This is a genomic window from Burkholderia sp. Bmkn7 (assembly GCF_041103175.1).
Lineage (GTDB): Bacteria > Pseudomonadota > Gammaproteobacteria > Burkholderiales > Burkholderiaceae > Burkholderia > Burkholderia cepacia.
This window is the reverse complement of sequence record NZ_JBGCUH010000002.1, coordinates 543,558-557,811: the sequence shown is the minus strand read 5'-3', so window position 1 is coordinate 557,811 and position 14,254 is coordinate 543,558. Positions and strand designations below refer to the sequence as shown.

At 65.8% G+C, this 14,254-nt stretch carries 13 protein-coding genes; 6 read left to right on the top strand and 7 right to left on the bottom strand.

Annotated elements, in window-relative coordinates:
- Positions 1 to 56: 56 nt before the first annotated feature.
- Both AB3K92_RS08400 and AB3K92_RS08395 read left to right on the top strand, forming a co-directional pair.
- Positions 57 to 962, top strand: a complete 906-nt coding sequence (locus AB3K92_RS08400) for a LysR substrate-binding domain-containing protein (RefSeq protein WP_369464802.1) — start codon at positions 57 to 59, stop codon at positions 960 to 962.
- A 130-nt stretch (positions 963 to 1,092) separates the two neighbouring features.
- Positions 1,093 to 1,530, top strand: coding sequence for an N-acetyltransferase (locus AB3K92_RS08395; protein ID WP_059489793.1), 438 nt, complete (start codon positions 1,093 to 1,095; stop codon positions 1,528 to 1,530).
- A 25-nt stretch (positions 1,531 to 1,555) separates the two neighbouring features.
- Here AB3K92_RS08395 and AB3K92_RS08390 read toward each other — a convergent pair whose 3' ends face one another.
- The 3 genes from AB3K92_RS08390 to AB3K92_RS08380 form a co-directional block, all read right to left on the bottom strand.
- Complete coding sequence (locus AB3K92_RS08390; protein WP_369464801.1) at positions 1,556 to 2,395, bottom strand: peptidyl-prolyl cis-trans isomerase; 840 nt, start codon at positions 2,393 to 2,395, stop codon at positions 1,556 to 1,558.
- Between the two features lie 341 nt (positions 2,396 to 2,736).
- Positions 2,737 to 4,671, bottom strand: coding sequence for an SMP-30/gluconolactonase/LRE family protein (locus AB3K92_RS08385; protein WP_369464800.1), 1,935 nt, complete (start codon positions 4,669 to 4,671; stop codon positions 2,737 to 2,739).
- A 538-nt stretch (positions 4,672 to 5,209) separates the two neighbouring features.
- On the bottom strand, positions 5,210 to 6,514 hold the full coding sequence (locus AB3K92_RS08380; RefSeq protein WP_048021285.1) for a dicarboxylate/amino acid:cation symporter: 1,305 nt from the start codon (positions 6,512 to 6,514) through the stop codon (positions 5,210 to 5,212).
- Between the two features lie 299 nt (positions 6,515 to 6,813).
- On the opposite strand from AB3K92_RS08380, the gene AB3K92_RS08375 reads away from it, so the two are divergent.
- Genes AB3K92_RS08375 through AB3K92_RS08360 form a run of 4 tightly spaced genes read left to right on the top strand, consistent with a single transcriptional unit; the run spans position 6,814 to position 9,610 of the window.
- The gene (locus AB3K92_RS08375) at positions 6,814 to 7,119 is read left to right on the top strand and encodes a hypothetical protein (RefSeq protein WP_369464799.1); all 306 of its coding nucleotides are present in this window, start codon (positions 6,814 to 6,816) and stop codon (positions 7,117 to 7,119) included.
- Positions 7,120 to 7,140: 21 nt separating this feature from the next.
- Positions 7,141 to 8,286 (top strand): glycosyltransferase, encoded by a 1,146-nt coding sequence (locus AB3K92_RS08370; RefSeq protein WP_042973836.1) that lies wholly within the window; start codon positions 7,141 to 7,143, stop codon positions 8,284 to 8,286.
- Entirely contained in the window at positions 8,286 to 8,852 is a 567-nt protein-coding gene (locus AB3K92_RS08365; RefSeq protein WP_225723393.1) for a hypothetical protein, read from the top strand. The genes AB3K92_RS08370 and AB3K92_RS08365 overlap by 1 nt, the downstream gene beginning before the upstream one ends.
- Positions 8,853 to 8,875: 23 nt before the next feature.
- Positions 8,876 to 9,610: a polysaccharide deacetylase family protein gene (locus AB3K92_RS08360; protein WP_176130281.1), complete on the top strand. Its 735-nt coding sequence runs from the start codon at positions 8,876 to 8,878 to the stop codon at positions 9,608 to 9,610.
- A gap of 27 nt (positions 9,611 to 9,637) precedes the next feature.
- Here the strand turns inward: AB3K92_RS08360 and AB3K92_RS08355 are convergent, their stop codons facing one another.
- The 4 genes from AB3K92_RS08355 to AB3K92_RS08340 form a co-directional block, all read right to left on the bottom strand.
- Positions 9,638 to 10,873, bottom strand: a complete 1,236-nt coding sequence (locus tag AB3K92_RS08355; protein WP_369464798.1) for an MFS transporter — start codon at positions 10,871 to 10,873, stop codon at positions 9,638 to 9,640.
- Between the two features lie 363 nt (positions 10,874 to 11,236).
- Positions 11,237 to 12,175: an alpha/beta hydrolase gene (locus tag AB3K92_RS08350; RefSeq protein WP_060155766.1), complete on the bottom strand. Its 939-nt coding sequence runs from the start codon at positions 12,173 to 12,175 to the stop codon at positions 11,237 to 11,239.
- A gap of 2 nt (positions 12,176 to 12,177) precedes the next feature.
- Positions 12,178 to 13,062 (bottom strand): alpha/beta fold hydrolase, encoded by an 885-nt coding sequence (locus AB3K92_RS08345; RefSeq protein ID WP_060155764.1) that lies wholly within the window; start codon positions 13,060 to 13,062, stop codon positions 12,178 to 12,180.
- 32 nt (positions 13,063 to 13,094) lie between these two features.
- Entirely contained in the window at positions 13,095 to 14,150 is a 1,056-nt protein-coding gene (locus AB3K92_RS08340) for a sugar phosphate isomerase/epimerase (protein ID WP_021158065.1), read from the bottom strand.
- Positions 14,151 to 14,254 lie beyond the last annotated feature (104 nt).

Below are 14,254 nucleotides of genomic sequence, written 5' to 3'. Positions count from 1 at the left end.
CGGGAATCTGCAATCAATACGATAATTCGAAATCGACTTATAAGAAAAACCGAATCATGACGCTTCCGAATCTCGACATGGATGCGCTGCGCACGCTGATTGCCGCGGATCGGCTCGGCAGCCTCAACCGCGCCGCCGACCGGATCGGCCGCTCGCAGTCGGCGGTCAGCCAGCAGATGCGCAAGCTCGAAACGCAGATCGGCCAGCCGCTGTTTCGCCGCCAGGGGCGCGGCCTCGTGCCGACCGAAGCGGGCGAGCTGATGCTGTCCTATGCGCGCCGCATCCTCGAACTGAACGACGAGGCGATCGGCGCGATCCGCGGCGCGGCAGTCGACGGCGCCGTGCGATTCGGACTGCCGGGCGATTTCGCCGAATCGTGGCTGCCCGTCGCGCTCGGCCGGTTCAAGCGCACGCATCCGGGCGTGCGCGTCGACATCGTCGTCGACGGCAACGGCGCGTTGCTCGACCGGCTCGATGGCGGCGAACTCGACATCGTGCTCGCGATGGGGCACGGGCATCGCGCCGACGCCGAACACCTGGTCACGCTGCCGATGGCGTGGATCGGGCCGCAAGGCATCGACGTGCGTCCGCGTGCCGGCGCACCGCTCGATCTTGCGCTGTACAAGCCGCCGTGCCTGTTCCGCAAGGCGGGTACCGACGCGCTCGACAAGGCCGGCATCCCGTGGCGGCTCGCGTACACGACCGGCAGCCTGCAAAGCCTGTGGGCCGGCGTCGCCGGCGGCCTGGGCATTACCTCGAGAACGATGGCGGGTGTGCCGCCAGCGCTGCGGCAGCTCGGCGAGCGCGACGGCCTGCCGCCGCTGCCGTCCGTCGACGTGTGCCTTCACGCGGGCGCAAGCGATGCGCCTTCTGCGCTCGTGAGCCTGAAGCGCGTCGTGATCGACACGCTGATCGCCAATCTCGCCGATGTGCACCCGCACTCGGGCCGGCGCGCCGGATGATCGGCCACGCATGCGCGCCGGATTCGGCGTTGCGCCCTTTGACCGGCTTCCCGTCATCGCGGATGATGCGCTGCGGGGTGCGACCTTCCCGTCGGCGCTCCCGTCCCGAACGAACGTACGAGTCCGCACGATGACACCCGCAATCCGCCTGCGTCCGGCATGCGCCGCCGACCTGCCGTTCCTGCTGACCTTGCGTCGGCTCACGATGACCGTGCACCTGCAGCGCGTCGGCGCGCCCACCGACGACGAAGCGCACGACCGGCGCATTCGCGCGAACTTCGACGATGCGATGATCGTCTGCGACGTCGACGACGCCATCGGCTTGCTGAAGGTGACACGCGCCGCCGACGAGTGGCACGTTCACCAGATCCAGATCCTCCCCGATCACCAGGGCCGGGGCATCGGCGAAGCCGTGCTGAACGCGTTGCTGGCCGACGCGGCGCGCGCGCACGTGCCGGTATCGCTCAGCGTGCTGCACGGCAACCCGGCGCGGCGGCTCTACGAACGGCTCGGCTTTCGCGTCGAGTCGGCAACCGACACGAGCGCGAGCATGATCTGGCGCGCGTGACGCGCGGCGTTTCGACGCCGCCGCGTTACTGCGTGATCTTCGCGTCCTTCAGCAGGTTGCCGATCATCTGCGCGCTCGCCTTCTCCACCGCAGCCGCCTGCAGTTGCTGCTGCAGCGCCGGCTTCGCGGTCGCGAAACCCGGCACCTGCGTCGGCCGCTTCGCATCCAGCTTCACGATCGCCCGCACGCCGTCGACCGGGATCGAATCCTTCGTCGCGGCGCCGACCGTCAGTTTCTCGAGCGCCTGCGCGACCGGCAGCGGCAAGCCGGACGTCTTGCCTTCCGCCGCCGGCGTGTGGAAGCTCACCCACGGCAACTCGCCGCCACTGTCGCGGCTCGGCGCGATGCTGTACTGGCGCGCCAGCCCGTCGAACGACTTGCCCGCCTTCAGCTCGCTCAGCACCGTCGCGGCCGTCACCGGATCCTGGACGACGATCAGGCGCGGCTTGTACTCGTTCTTGCCGAGCGACGCCACGAGCTCGTCGTAGCGCGCCTTGACCTGCTCGTCGGTCACCGGCTCGGGCTTCACGTTGTCGCGCAGGTAAAGCTGCACTTCGGCATTCGCCTTCGCCTGCTGCACCGCCGCCTTGACCTCGGGCTTGTCGGCATAGTTCGCCTTCTCGGCGGCCTGCTGGACCAGTACGCGCGTAATCAGCTGATTCTTGATCGCCTGGCGGACCTGCGGCGAGTCGGGTTGCCCGGTCGCGCGCAGCAACGTGTCGACGTCGGCCTGCGTGATCGGCGTGCCGTTGACCGTCGCAACGGTCGCGGCGGCCGCCGGCGTCTCTGCGTGGACTGGGCCGCTCATCGCGCCGGCCAGTGCGGCGATCAGGAACAGGCGGTTCGGTGTCGTTTTCATCTTCATCGTTTCGTCACTTCGGCATAAAAAACGCGGCATGGGGCATGCCGCGCGAGTTCACCGGCGCTGCAACGCGCCGGCGCAACCCATCAGTCGATCCGGTTCATCGTCGTGGGCACGCGCAGTGCCTGCCGGTGCCGCTGTCATTGTGCCCGGAACCGCTTTTCCGCGTCGTGAGGTTTGGAACGGCCGCCCGGCCGGCGGTGAGGCGCGCGTTGCGCACGCCGCTCATGATGAACGCGTGATGTGGAAATTGCGTGGATGCGCGGTGGAAATCCCGCGAAATCGCGACGAATACGGTGAGGCGTTCGCGAGCGCGGCCGCCGGTCGAGGCGGCCGCGCGTTCATCAAGGCGTCCACCGGTACACGGTGATGCTGTTGCCTTTCACGTTGTTCTTCATCACCACGTACTCGCCGTTCGAGCGGCGGTACGCGCGGATGCTGTACATCGCATCGATCGCGCTGCTGGTATCCACGGTCGCGGGGCTCGCGTTCACCAGCGTCGTGTCGAGATTGCCGGTCGTCAGGTTGAACGCGTCGACGTTCGGCCACAGCGGCCCGCTGCTGCTGAACCAGTAACCGACGAACAGATGGTTGCCCACCGCGTCGATCGATTTCGCGCCGCTGTGCGGCAGCGTGATCACCGGGTCCGGCTTCGTCGTGTTGCCCGCGCTCCAGCCGTGATACACCTCGATGCGCGTGCCGATCGACGTCCAGTCGTTGGTCCCGATCGCGCCTTGCGCGAGCACCATCGTGTCGCTGTCCGCGAGATAGACGATGCGCGTGAGCGGCTGGATGCTGTCGGGCACGCGGGTCGCGACACCCGGCCCCCACGACGGCTTGCCGCCCGCGTCGAAGCCGGTCAGCGGGTAGTGCGTAATCGCGCCGGTCTTGTCGAGGCCGGCCCACACGCCGCCCTTGCTGTCGACGCTGAAGCCGCCCGTCACGCGCCGCGTCGTGTTGAACGCGGGGCCCGGGATCGCGCCGTCCGGAATCGCGACATAGCCGTTCGCCGCGTTGAAGTGGAAGAAGTAGAAGACCGGCGGGTTCTGGCCGGCCGCGACGAGAATCCGGTTCGCGCCCACCGACGTGAGCAGACCGAAATGCTCGTCGCGCTGCGTGTCGTTCATGTCGATGCGCGGATCGGCCGGGTACGTGAACGGATCGACCGTGTTCGCGATGAACCTGCCGCCCGCGCTGCCGCCGTACACGTGCGTGCCGCCGTAGAACAGCGCACCGTCCGTGACCGGGTCCGGCGCGGCGATGCCTTCGAAGTTCAGCGACTGCAGCGTCCACCGCAGGCTGCCGGTGCTGCTGTACGCATGAATGTCGGTCGCGCCGTTGCGGCCGAGATCCCAGCTGCCGCCCCATGGATTGTTGAGCACGTAGAGATTGCCGCCGGTGTCCTTGCCGATCCCGACGATGCGCGTGAAGCGCTGCGCACCGACCTGCCCCTTGATGCCCGTCGTCGTGTCGAGATAGCCGCCGCGCACGCCGAAGGTGCCGGCCAGCGCGGGCCGGCCCGACACCGTATAGCGCTTGATGTTCTGGTCCGGGCCTTCGTCGCCCACCAGCAGTTGCCCGGCCGCCGCATCGAAATACAGCGCCGACGGCTGCGACCCGGACGGCATCCGGATGGTGTTCAGCAGCGCACCGGCCGGGCTGAAGCCGACGATCGAGCCTGCGCGCTTCTGCGCCACCCATACGTTGCCCGCTGCGTCCAGCGCGAGCGCGCCCGGCTCCGATACGCCGATATCCCGCTGCCACACGCCGTCGGTGGTGAACACGCGCACGCGATTGCCGTAGAAGTCGCTCGCATAAAGCAGCGAGCCGGCCGTCGCGAGCCCGGTGACGACGTCGATGCGCGGCTGGTTGGTGGCCGCGCTGACCTGGATCACGCGGTCGCGATACTTCGTCGCGCGGTTGTAGCGCCCCACCGCGCCGCTGCCGTACGTCTTGCCGGGCTGCAGCGCGACGAACAGCGAGGTCGCGTTGCCCGTGATCGCGCTGCCCTGGAACTCCGAGTGCGTGCCGATCGAGCCGACGCTCTTGCCGTTCTGGTAAATCGCGACACCGCCTTCGTCCTCGTCCCACATCGACGCCGTATAGATCACGCCTTCAGGCGCGACCCACATCGCACGCGCGACATTGCCGACGTGGGCCGCGAGCGTGCCGTACGTGTTCGCCAGCCAGTCGGTGGTGTTGCTTGCGTGAACGGGCGGGGTAATCGCGGCGATCGCCGCGGCGAGCAGCGCGGCCTGAAACCGTTGTCTGGCGACCATGACGGATGCACTCCTGAATGGTGCGAACATTCACATGAAGGGCCGGCCGGACGGCTTGAAAGCCGCAATACGTCAATTCTTCCGCTGAAGCATCCGGCGCAGTCGGTATTACGTACGGCATGCGTTCGATCATGCGCAGCGCGAGAATAGCGTTATATAAATCGAAAAAAATTGCGGATCGCGCGCCATTGCGCTTTTCGCGGAAGCGGCTTCGACGGCGTCGCCCGTGGCGCCCCTGCGTGCCGGCGGCACGCGTGACTGCGCGACAGTGAATGGTCACTTACGCGTCGAATCGGAGATCGGGAAATTCAGGCTCGTGCCTGCGGGAATATCGCCGCCGGTTCAGCGACGATCGATTGAAACGGCGAGTGCCTGTTTCGGAGAATCGGGAAAAACCGCCGCATTCAACGCGGCTTCATTGCACCCGGCAAATCGCCGGCCTGAATCCATTGCGAATCCAGGCCGGCGATCGTCCGTTGCCGCAGGGCAGGCAACGCGCCACTAACGCCGCGCTGCCGCACTGCGGCACTGCCACGCGTCAAGCCGATGCCGAAGTCTCCGGCACCTTCACCTTCATGACGCGTCCGTTGTCCGGATCGTTGTCGTCGCGCGGGGCGTCGAGCTGTCCTTCCCACTTCGCGACCACGGCAGCCGCGATCGAGTTGCCGACGGCGTTGGTGGCCGAGCGCCCCATGTCGAGGAACATGTCGACGCCCATGATCAGCAGCAACCCGGCTTCGGGCATGTTGAACTGGTTGAGCGTCGCCGCGATCACGACCAGCGACGCGCGCGGCACGCCCGCCATCCCCTTCGACGTGACCATCAGCATCAGCAGCATCGTGATCTGCGTGCCCAGCGGCAGATGGATGCCGTACACCTGCGCGATGAACAGCACCGCGAACGTGCAGTACATCATCGAGCCGTCGAGGTTGAACGAATAGCCGATCGGCAGCACGAAGCTCGAGATCTTGCGGTTTACGCCGAAGCGGTCGAGCGCATCCAGCAGCTTCGGATAGGCGGCCTCGGAACTCGCGGTCGCGAACGACAGCAGGAACGGCTCGCGGATCAGCCGGATCAGCGTGAACGCGCGCTTGCCGAGGAACGTCACGCCGGCGAGCGTCAGCACGCCCCACAGCAGCGCCAGTGCCAGGTAGAAGCTCGCCATGAACTTCGCGAACGTGAGCAGGATGCCGAGCCCCTGGGTGGTGATCGTCGACGCCAGCGCCGCGAACACCGCGACCGGCGCGAACCACATCACGGCGCCCGTGACCTTCAGCATCACCTGCGCGAGATCGTCGATCACGCCGGTCAGGCGCTTGCCCGATTCGCCGAGCGCCGACAGCGCGGTGCCGAAGAAGATCGAGAAGACGACGATCTGCAGGATTTCGTTGTTCGCCATCGCTTCCGCGATCGACTTCGGCACCAGGTGGACCACGAAATCCTTCAGCGTGAAGGCGCCCGTCTTCAGGTTGAGGGCTGCGTCGGATGCCGGCAGCGGCAAGCTCAGATGGCTGCCCGGTTGCAGGATCGTTGCGGTCAGCAGGCCGAGCAGCAACGACGTAAACGAAGCGATGAAGAACCAGCCGAACGCCTTGACGCCGACACGGCCTACCGCGCTGCCGTCGCCCATCTGCGCGATGCCGACGGTCAGCGTCGCAAATACCAGCGGCGCGATGATCATCTTGATCAGGCGCAGGAACACGTCGGACAGCAACGACACGTACCCGGCGACTTCCTTCGCCATGGCCGGGTCGGGAAATGCGCTATGGCAGGCGTAACCCACGGCGATACCAAGAATCATCGCGACAACGATGTACTTGGTGATGTTGTGCTTCTTCTTCATTAGTATTCCAAATCACAAAGCGTATGTTGCTAACGGCTGGCTAACTTTCGCGCCCGGCTACGAATCGAAACCCACGTCTCTCTGGGTGCGACGAGTCCGCCTTTGGCGGTCGCCATGGCGGACAAGGGGGGGCATTCTAACGCAAATGGCCCCGCGGCTTTCAAATCTGAAAGTCAGCCGGCTTGATTTGCGTCCGGATGTCGTCGAAAAATCGGGTTTTGTCGCGATCCTGCCCGCTTTCTGCCCGCTTTCTGCCCGCTTCCTGATCGCTTCCTGCCTGCTTCCTGCCCGCTTCGGGCGTGTTTTCCGGCCCGGTCGGCGAAGGTACCCGGGCCACACCACCGTTCGCGCCGGAATTCCCCCTTCCCCACTGCGCCGTCGCACGATGTGACGACACTGCAAACGATCGCGACACATCCTCACAAAGATGCGCAGACCTCGACACTACGGCACGTAATGCGTCTGTAATATTTCGAAACGTTTCGCAATGCCCCCTTCCGGGCATCGGTGCGCAATCACGCATCGGCAATGCGGAACCGGGTTCGAGTCATTGCTTTCAACACGTTGAGGCATTCATTTTCTCAGCAGTCCTGCCAAATGAATGATCGAGGAAAGGCAGCATCGTGATGAACATTCTGTATACCAACTTCCACGGCGACTACGGCGGCGGCCAGGACACCTACGTCCGCGACCTCGCCGCCGCGATGAGCCGGCACCATCGCGTGACCGTCGCGTCGCCTGAAGGGAGCCGCCTGTCGCGACTGCTGAAGGACAGTCCCGACGTGGCGATCTTCGACATGGAATTCAAGCCGCGCTGGAACCGGCTGTGCCAGGAAATCGTCCGGCTGCGCCAGCGGATCCGCGCCGAGCGCTTCGACATCATCCACGTCAACGGGTCCGCCGATCACCGGCAGGTGATGCTCGCGCTGCTCGGCTGCCGGTATCGGCCCGCGGTCGTGCTCACCAAGCACAACACCTATCGCGCCGACAGCTTCGGCAACGTGCTGCGCGCCCGGCTGGCAACCGACCACACCATCGCGGTCAGCGACTATGTGGCGAGCATGCTCGCGCTCCGGTCGCCGTACGGCAACGTCACGGTCGTCAAGCACGGCGTGCGCCGGCAGGCCGCGGAACAGCTGGCCGGCGACGAAATCCGCCGCCGCAAGATCGCGCTGTTCGGGCCGTCCGGCGCGGATGCGATCGTGCTGGGCAGCAGCGCCGGCACCGCGCCGGAGAAAGGCTGGATGGACCTGATCGCGGCGCTGGGCCGCTTGCCCGAACACGAGCGCGAGCGGTTTCGCGTGCTGCTGGTCGGCGCGGAACCGTCCGGCGAGCAACGCGAGCAGATCGAGCGGCACCACATGGCGTCGCGCACCGCTTTCACCGGGCGCCTCGACGATGTGCGCGCGCCGTTCTCGATCATCGACGTGTCGTTCGTGCTGTCGTATCACGAGAGCCTGTCGTATGCGTGCCGCGAGGCGATGTCGCTCGGCTGCCCCGCGATCGTGACGCGCGTGGGCGGGCTGCCCGAGAACGTCGAGCCGGGCGTGGACGGCTGGGTCGTCCCGCCGCGCGAGCCCGAGGCGATCGAGGCCATCTTGCGCGAGATCGTGCGCGAGCCCGCGTGCGTGCGCGCGATGGGGCGCAGCGCGCGGCTGAAGGGCAAGCGCGAGTTCTCGTTCGACCGGTTCGTCGATGCGACGTTGTCCGTCTATCAGAAATCGATTCGACACAACCCCTATCGCTGGGTGACATCCATGAGGTCCGTTTAATGGCAATGAACATCTGGAAGAAGTACTGGGACCTGCGCACGCAGGAGTGCCCGTGCGACGTGCACTTCGTCGAATGGCTGGAATCCGCTCGTCTCAACGGCATCCGCATCTATCACTTCGGCACCGGCGGCCACCACCACGTCGGCGTGGAATGCGCACGGCCGCACCTGAACAACACCGTCTTCGGCGTGACGGCGTCGCCGAAGGAATACAAGTCGTACGTCGATCTCGTCACGCGGCAACCGGAGGTGAGCAAGACCTACCTGGCCTATTTCGGCGACATCTATACGAGCAATACGGACCTGCTGCCGGCGTTCGACGTCGTCACGCTGTTCCATCTGTGCGAATTCCGCGACGAGACGAACAGCCGCTACGGCGCGAAGACCGACGCCGAAGTGCTCGACCTGTTCGCACGCCATACCGCGCGCGAAGGCCACCTGCTGTTCTACAAGGGCTCGTCGGCGTACCGGAAGGCCGAGCCGATCATCGAGCAATGGGCGGCCAATGCCGATTTCACCGAAATCGGCGACTTCAAGACCCTGCGGATTTTCCGCAAGGCCGCGTAACGCCCCATTCCCGCGACCCGCTCATGCTGCTGTCCGCCACGCGCTACCCGATCCTGATGTATCACCAGATCCGCACGCTGCCGCCGCCGTCCGACCGGCTGCGCAGCCTGAGCGTCGCCCCCGACGCGTTCCACCGCCAGATGACGCTGTTCAGGCGGCTCGGCTACCGCGGCCTGAGCGTGCGCGAACTGCAGCCGTACCTGCGCGGCGAGCGCAGCGGGAAGGTCTTCGGCATCTCGTTCGACGACGGCTTTCTCAACGTGCTCACGCATGCGATGCCCGTGCTGGACGCGCTCGGCTTCACCGCGACCTGCTACTTCGTCGCCGGCCGGTTCGGCGGCGAGAACGACTGGGATGCGGGTGCCGATACGGCGCGCTCGCCACTCATGACGTGCGCGGACATGCTCGCATGGCGCGATCGCGGCCACGAAATCGGCTCGCATACGCTCGATCACGTCGCGCTGTCGCACGTGCCGGCCCACGTGTCGGCGGTTCAGATCATCGAATCGAAGCGGCGGCTCGAAGCGTTGAGCGGCCAGCCTGTCGAATCGTTCTGCTACCCGTACGGCGATCTCGACCCGCGCGTGCGCGACCAGGTCGCCGCCGCCGGCTACCGCAACGCGACGACGACCCGGCGCGGTTGCGCCGGGGCGTCCGACGATGCGTTCCTGTTGCCGCGCGTTCCGGTGGCGGGCGGGGTCGGTGCGATGCGGCTCTGGTTCAAGTGTGTGAAGGCGCGGGTTCGGACGCGCAGGTAGCTCGCGCTGGATCGACTGCATTGATGGCTATTGTGGCCACCGGCTCCGGAAGGCGAGCAGGCCGGTCAGTGCGATCACCATGAACATGACCCATGCCGGCGCGAGCACCGTCCAGCGTGCGGCTGCGCTGCCGATGAAGTTGCCCAGCATCCCGCCGATCGCCCACGAAATCGCCGACGCACCGAAATAACGGCCGGCGTTGCCGTCCGTCGTCAGGCTGGCGAGCGCGATGTTCGACGCGGGAAGAATCAGGCTTTCGCCAAACGTGAATACGATCGCGAACACGATCAGGATCACGAGCGACGAATCTGCGCCCCGATCGCGGACGACCAGCCATGCCGCAAGCGCAAAACAGCCGCACAACGACGCATGCCCGATCACCATCATCGATCGCCAGCCCGTACGCTGAAACCAGCCCATGCCGAGCCAGGCGGTGGCGATTCCCATCAGCGCATTCGTGATGTAGAACGGCCTCACGCCGTTGTAGCCGTGTGCGCCATGCGAAAAGGTCAACGGGATGAATGCGTAGATCTGCGTATACACGGTCCAGAACGGGACAAGCGACCAACATAGCCGGCGAAACCGCCGGTCGCCAAACGCGACCAGCACGCCACGCAGCGGATGCGCGTCGACTACGTCGTGCCTGCTTCGCCCCGCGATCCACGGTGCAACCAGCGCGAGCGCCGTGAAGACCGCACCGCTCACCAAAAACGGCAGCGCCCCGTTCGTGTTCGGCACGACAATCAGCAGCGCCGGACCGATCAACGCACCGAGATTCAGCGCCAGGTTGTTCAGCGCGAACACCTTGGGACGCACGGCGCCATCGAGCGAGCCGAAGATCGAATACGCGGTCGTTTCGTAAAGCGCGGCTCCAAGCCCGGACAGACACGCCCACATCAACAGGCCCGGAAGCGATCGCGCAAATGCGAATCCTGCAAACCCGGCCGCACGGCAAAGCAGACCGAGCGTGGTCAGCACGCGGCTGCTGAAGCGATCCGCCGACGCACCCAGCAGCAGTGGCAACAGCCGGCTCGCCAGCAGATTCACCGTCAGCACGCTGGCGACGCTGCTCGCGTTCAGATGGCGCTCCATGTCCAGGAACGCGGCAAGCAGCGGCAGCGCCCCGAACACCGACAGATTCACCAGGAACTGGAAGACCAGCAGGATCCGCGTCGACGCCGGCACGCCTTCCACGAATCCGGTGAGCCATGCGGCCGGGTTGCTGTCCTTCTGGCGAAACGAGCCGACTCTGTCGCCGGACACTCGGCGATCGCAATCATCCATCATGTTCTCCGCTGACGTTCGATGCCGGCCAAACGGAGCATGAAAAAAGCCCCGTCCGTTTCCGGCGGGGCTTGGGGTGAGTTCGACACACCGACCTACGACGCGCAACCTCCTCCCGGCCCGCCATTGGCGGTCGTGATGGTGGTCGTAGTCGTGACGAAAAGTGCGTTCATGCGAAGAATCTAGCCAACCTGCTGTCGGCCGTCAATACGGGAGCCGAGTAACCGATCAAACAGGCAATCCGTCGAAACCACGGAAATCGCTCGGCCATTCCCGATATCGCGCGGCCGCCGAACCCTACAACCCTCCACGCAGTTCGCACCGCCCCCTTCGGCCATACGCTCACCGCTGGAAAGCCCTGCGCATCTGCGCGCCGGCCACGTCGAACACCTGGCGGGCTGCCGACGTCACGCCGGCCATATGGATGCACGCATGGATCATCCCCGGCAGCACGACGAAATCGGCCGCCACGCCGGCCTCCCGCAATCGCTCCGCATACGCGTGCGCGTCGTCGCGCACCGGATCGTACTCGCAGGCCAGCAACGTGGCCGGTGGCAAACCCTCGAGCGAAGCCGCCTGCAGCGGCGACACGCGGGGTGACCCGCCGTCGGCCGGATCGGTCAGGTACATGTCGAAGCAATACCGCATGACATCCTGCGTCAGGTAGTAGCCCTGCCCGCAAGTCCGATAGGACGTCGTGCTCATCGACGCATCCAGCGGCGGATACAGCAACAGCTGATGCGCGATCGACGGGCCGCCCCGCCCACGTGCGACCAGACAGGCAGCTGCCGCAAGGTTTCCTCCCGCACTGTCGCCGCCGACGGCGATGCGCGCCGGGTCCAGTCCCAGGCCGGCCGCCTCGCGCACCACCCAGTTCAGCGCATCGCAGAAATCCTCCAGCGGCACCGGAAACCGGTGCTCCGGCGCAAGCCGGTAATCGACCGACAGCACGACGCATTGCGTCGCGTTGGCCAGCGCGCGGCAGGGATTGTCGTATAGCTCGAGCGTGCCGAGGCACCACCCGCCGCCGTGTGCATAAACGAGCGCCGGCAGGCGCGCCGCGCTTTCCGAAGCGACCGCTGGCCAATAAGCCCGCACGCGAATCTGCTGCCCGTCGCGCGTGGGCACCGCGAAGGTTTCCGTATGGTCGACCGCTTCCAGCGGTCCATGCCAGCCCCGCAGTGTCGTATCGGTCACCCGTCTCAACGCGTCCAGCGACGCAGGCGCCTCGGTCACGGCCAGTCGCTCCAGCAGTGATGCGATGTCGGTGTCGATCGGCATGTTCAGCGGTTCCGCTCCAGGAAAGGCAACAGATGGCCGATGAATGCGTCGGGGGCCTCTTCCATGATGAAGTGACCGCAAGCCGGGACCACCGCGCCCTGCAGATCGGTCGCGTTGTCGCGCATCGTGACCAGCGGCGCATCGCCGGTGGCATGTTCGGCACCGATGGCGAGCACCGGCATCGTCAGCTTGCGCTGCGCCCGCGCCTGGTTCTGCCGGATCGTCTCCGGAATCGCACGGTAATAGGAGAAGCCGCCGCGCAAGCCGCCCGGTGCCGCATAGGCATCGATATACACATCGACGGCCACACAGTCGCGCCGGAACGACCAGCGGTTGAACATGAACTCCAGATACGCCCGCTCGCGGCCCGCAACCAGCGTCTCGGGCAGGTCGGCCAGCTGGTTGAACATGAAATGCCACAGGAAGATGTTTTCTTCCGGCGGGGCGAAGATCGACGGCGCGGGCGCCAGCCCGGGGATCACCGCCTCCGTGAGCGCCAGCGACTTCACGGCGTCGGGCCGGTCGCTCGCCAGCGCATAGGCCACCCACATGCCGACGTCGTGGCCGGCCACCTGGTAAACATCGAAGCCGAGCTGCGCCATCACGCGATGCAACGTCGCCGCCGTGTGCCCCGTGTCGTAACCCGCATGCGGCCGATCGGAATAGCCGGTACCTGGCGGATCGACCGCGACGGCCATGAAGCCGCGCGCGGCGAGCGCCTGCATCACGTGACGCCACGCGTACCAGGTTTGCGGCCATCCCGGAATCAGCAGGACCGGGGTACCGGCGCCGGCCGTGACGCAATGGATGCGCTGGCCGTCGATGCGTACGTATTGGTGAGCAAAGCTTTGAGCGTCGGCAGACGACGACTGAAGTCGAGCGGACATTTCGATGATTCCTGGAAGTGGGGGGAAACGGCTCAAGCGATGCCGAGCATGTCGTGGATTTGCCGTTGATCGACCGCGGCACCGGCGAAATCGTCGAAGATGCGCTCCGTCACCCGGATGATGTGGTCGTTGATGAACGCGACGCCTTCGCGCGCGCCGTCCTCCTGATTCTTCAGGCAGCACTCCCATTCGAGGGTGGCCCACCCTGTGTAGTCGTACTGAGCAAATTTCGAAAAAATCGCCTTGAAGTCGACTTGACCATCGCCAAGCGAACGGAAACGGCCGGCGCGCTCCAGCCACGAACTGTAGCCGCCGTAGATGCCCTGGCGCCCCGAAGGCAGGAACTCCGCGTCCTTCACATGGAACATGCGGATGTGGTCGCGGTAGATATCGATGTACGCCAGATAGTCCAGTTGCTGCAGCACGAAATGGCTGGGATCGAACAGCATCTTGCAGCGCGCGTGCTGGCCGACCAGCGCATGGAAGCGCTCGAAACTGACGCCGTCGTGCAGGTCTTCGCTGGGGTGAATCTCATAGCAGAGGTTGACGCCGTTTTCGTCGCAGGCGTCGAGAATCGGCCGCCAGCGACGCGCCAGCTCGTCGAAGGCCGTCTCGATCAGGCCCGCGGGCCGCTGCGGGAACGGAAACAGGTAAGGCCACGCGAACGAGCCCGAAAAGGTGCCCATGTCGGTCAGCCCCAGGCGGCGTGAAGCCCGTGCCGCCAGCTCGAGCCGATCCAGCGCCCATGCGGTGCGCGCGGCCGGGTTGCCGCGCACGGCCTCGGGCGCGAAGTTGTCGCACATGGCGTCGTACGCCGGATGCACGGCAACCAGCTGCCCGAAGATATGCGTGGTCAGTTCGCTGATCTCCAGCCCATGTTCGGCCAGCATGCCCTTCATGTCATCGCAATAGGCCTGACTGTCCGCGGCGGTCTCCACGTCGAACAGCCGACCGTCCCACGCGGGAATCTGCAGCGCCTTGAAGCCGACGCCGGCCGCCCATTGCGCGATATGCGGCAGGCTGTCGAACGGCGCCGCATCGTCGGCGAACTGCGCGAGATGAAGACTGGGGCCCTTGAGAGTACGCATGATCGATTCCTATTGTTTGTTGATCGACAAAGAATAGAATGCGGGAACGGCGCGTGTCAACACGGCGCGCGATAAAATCGGCGCACGATGTGACGACGGACGAA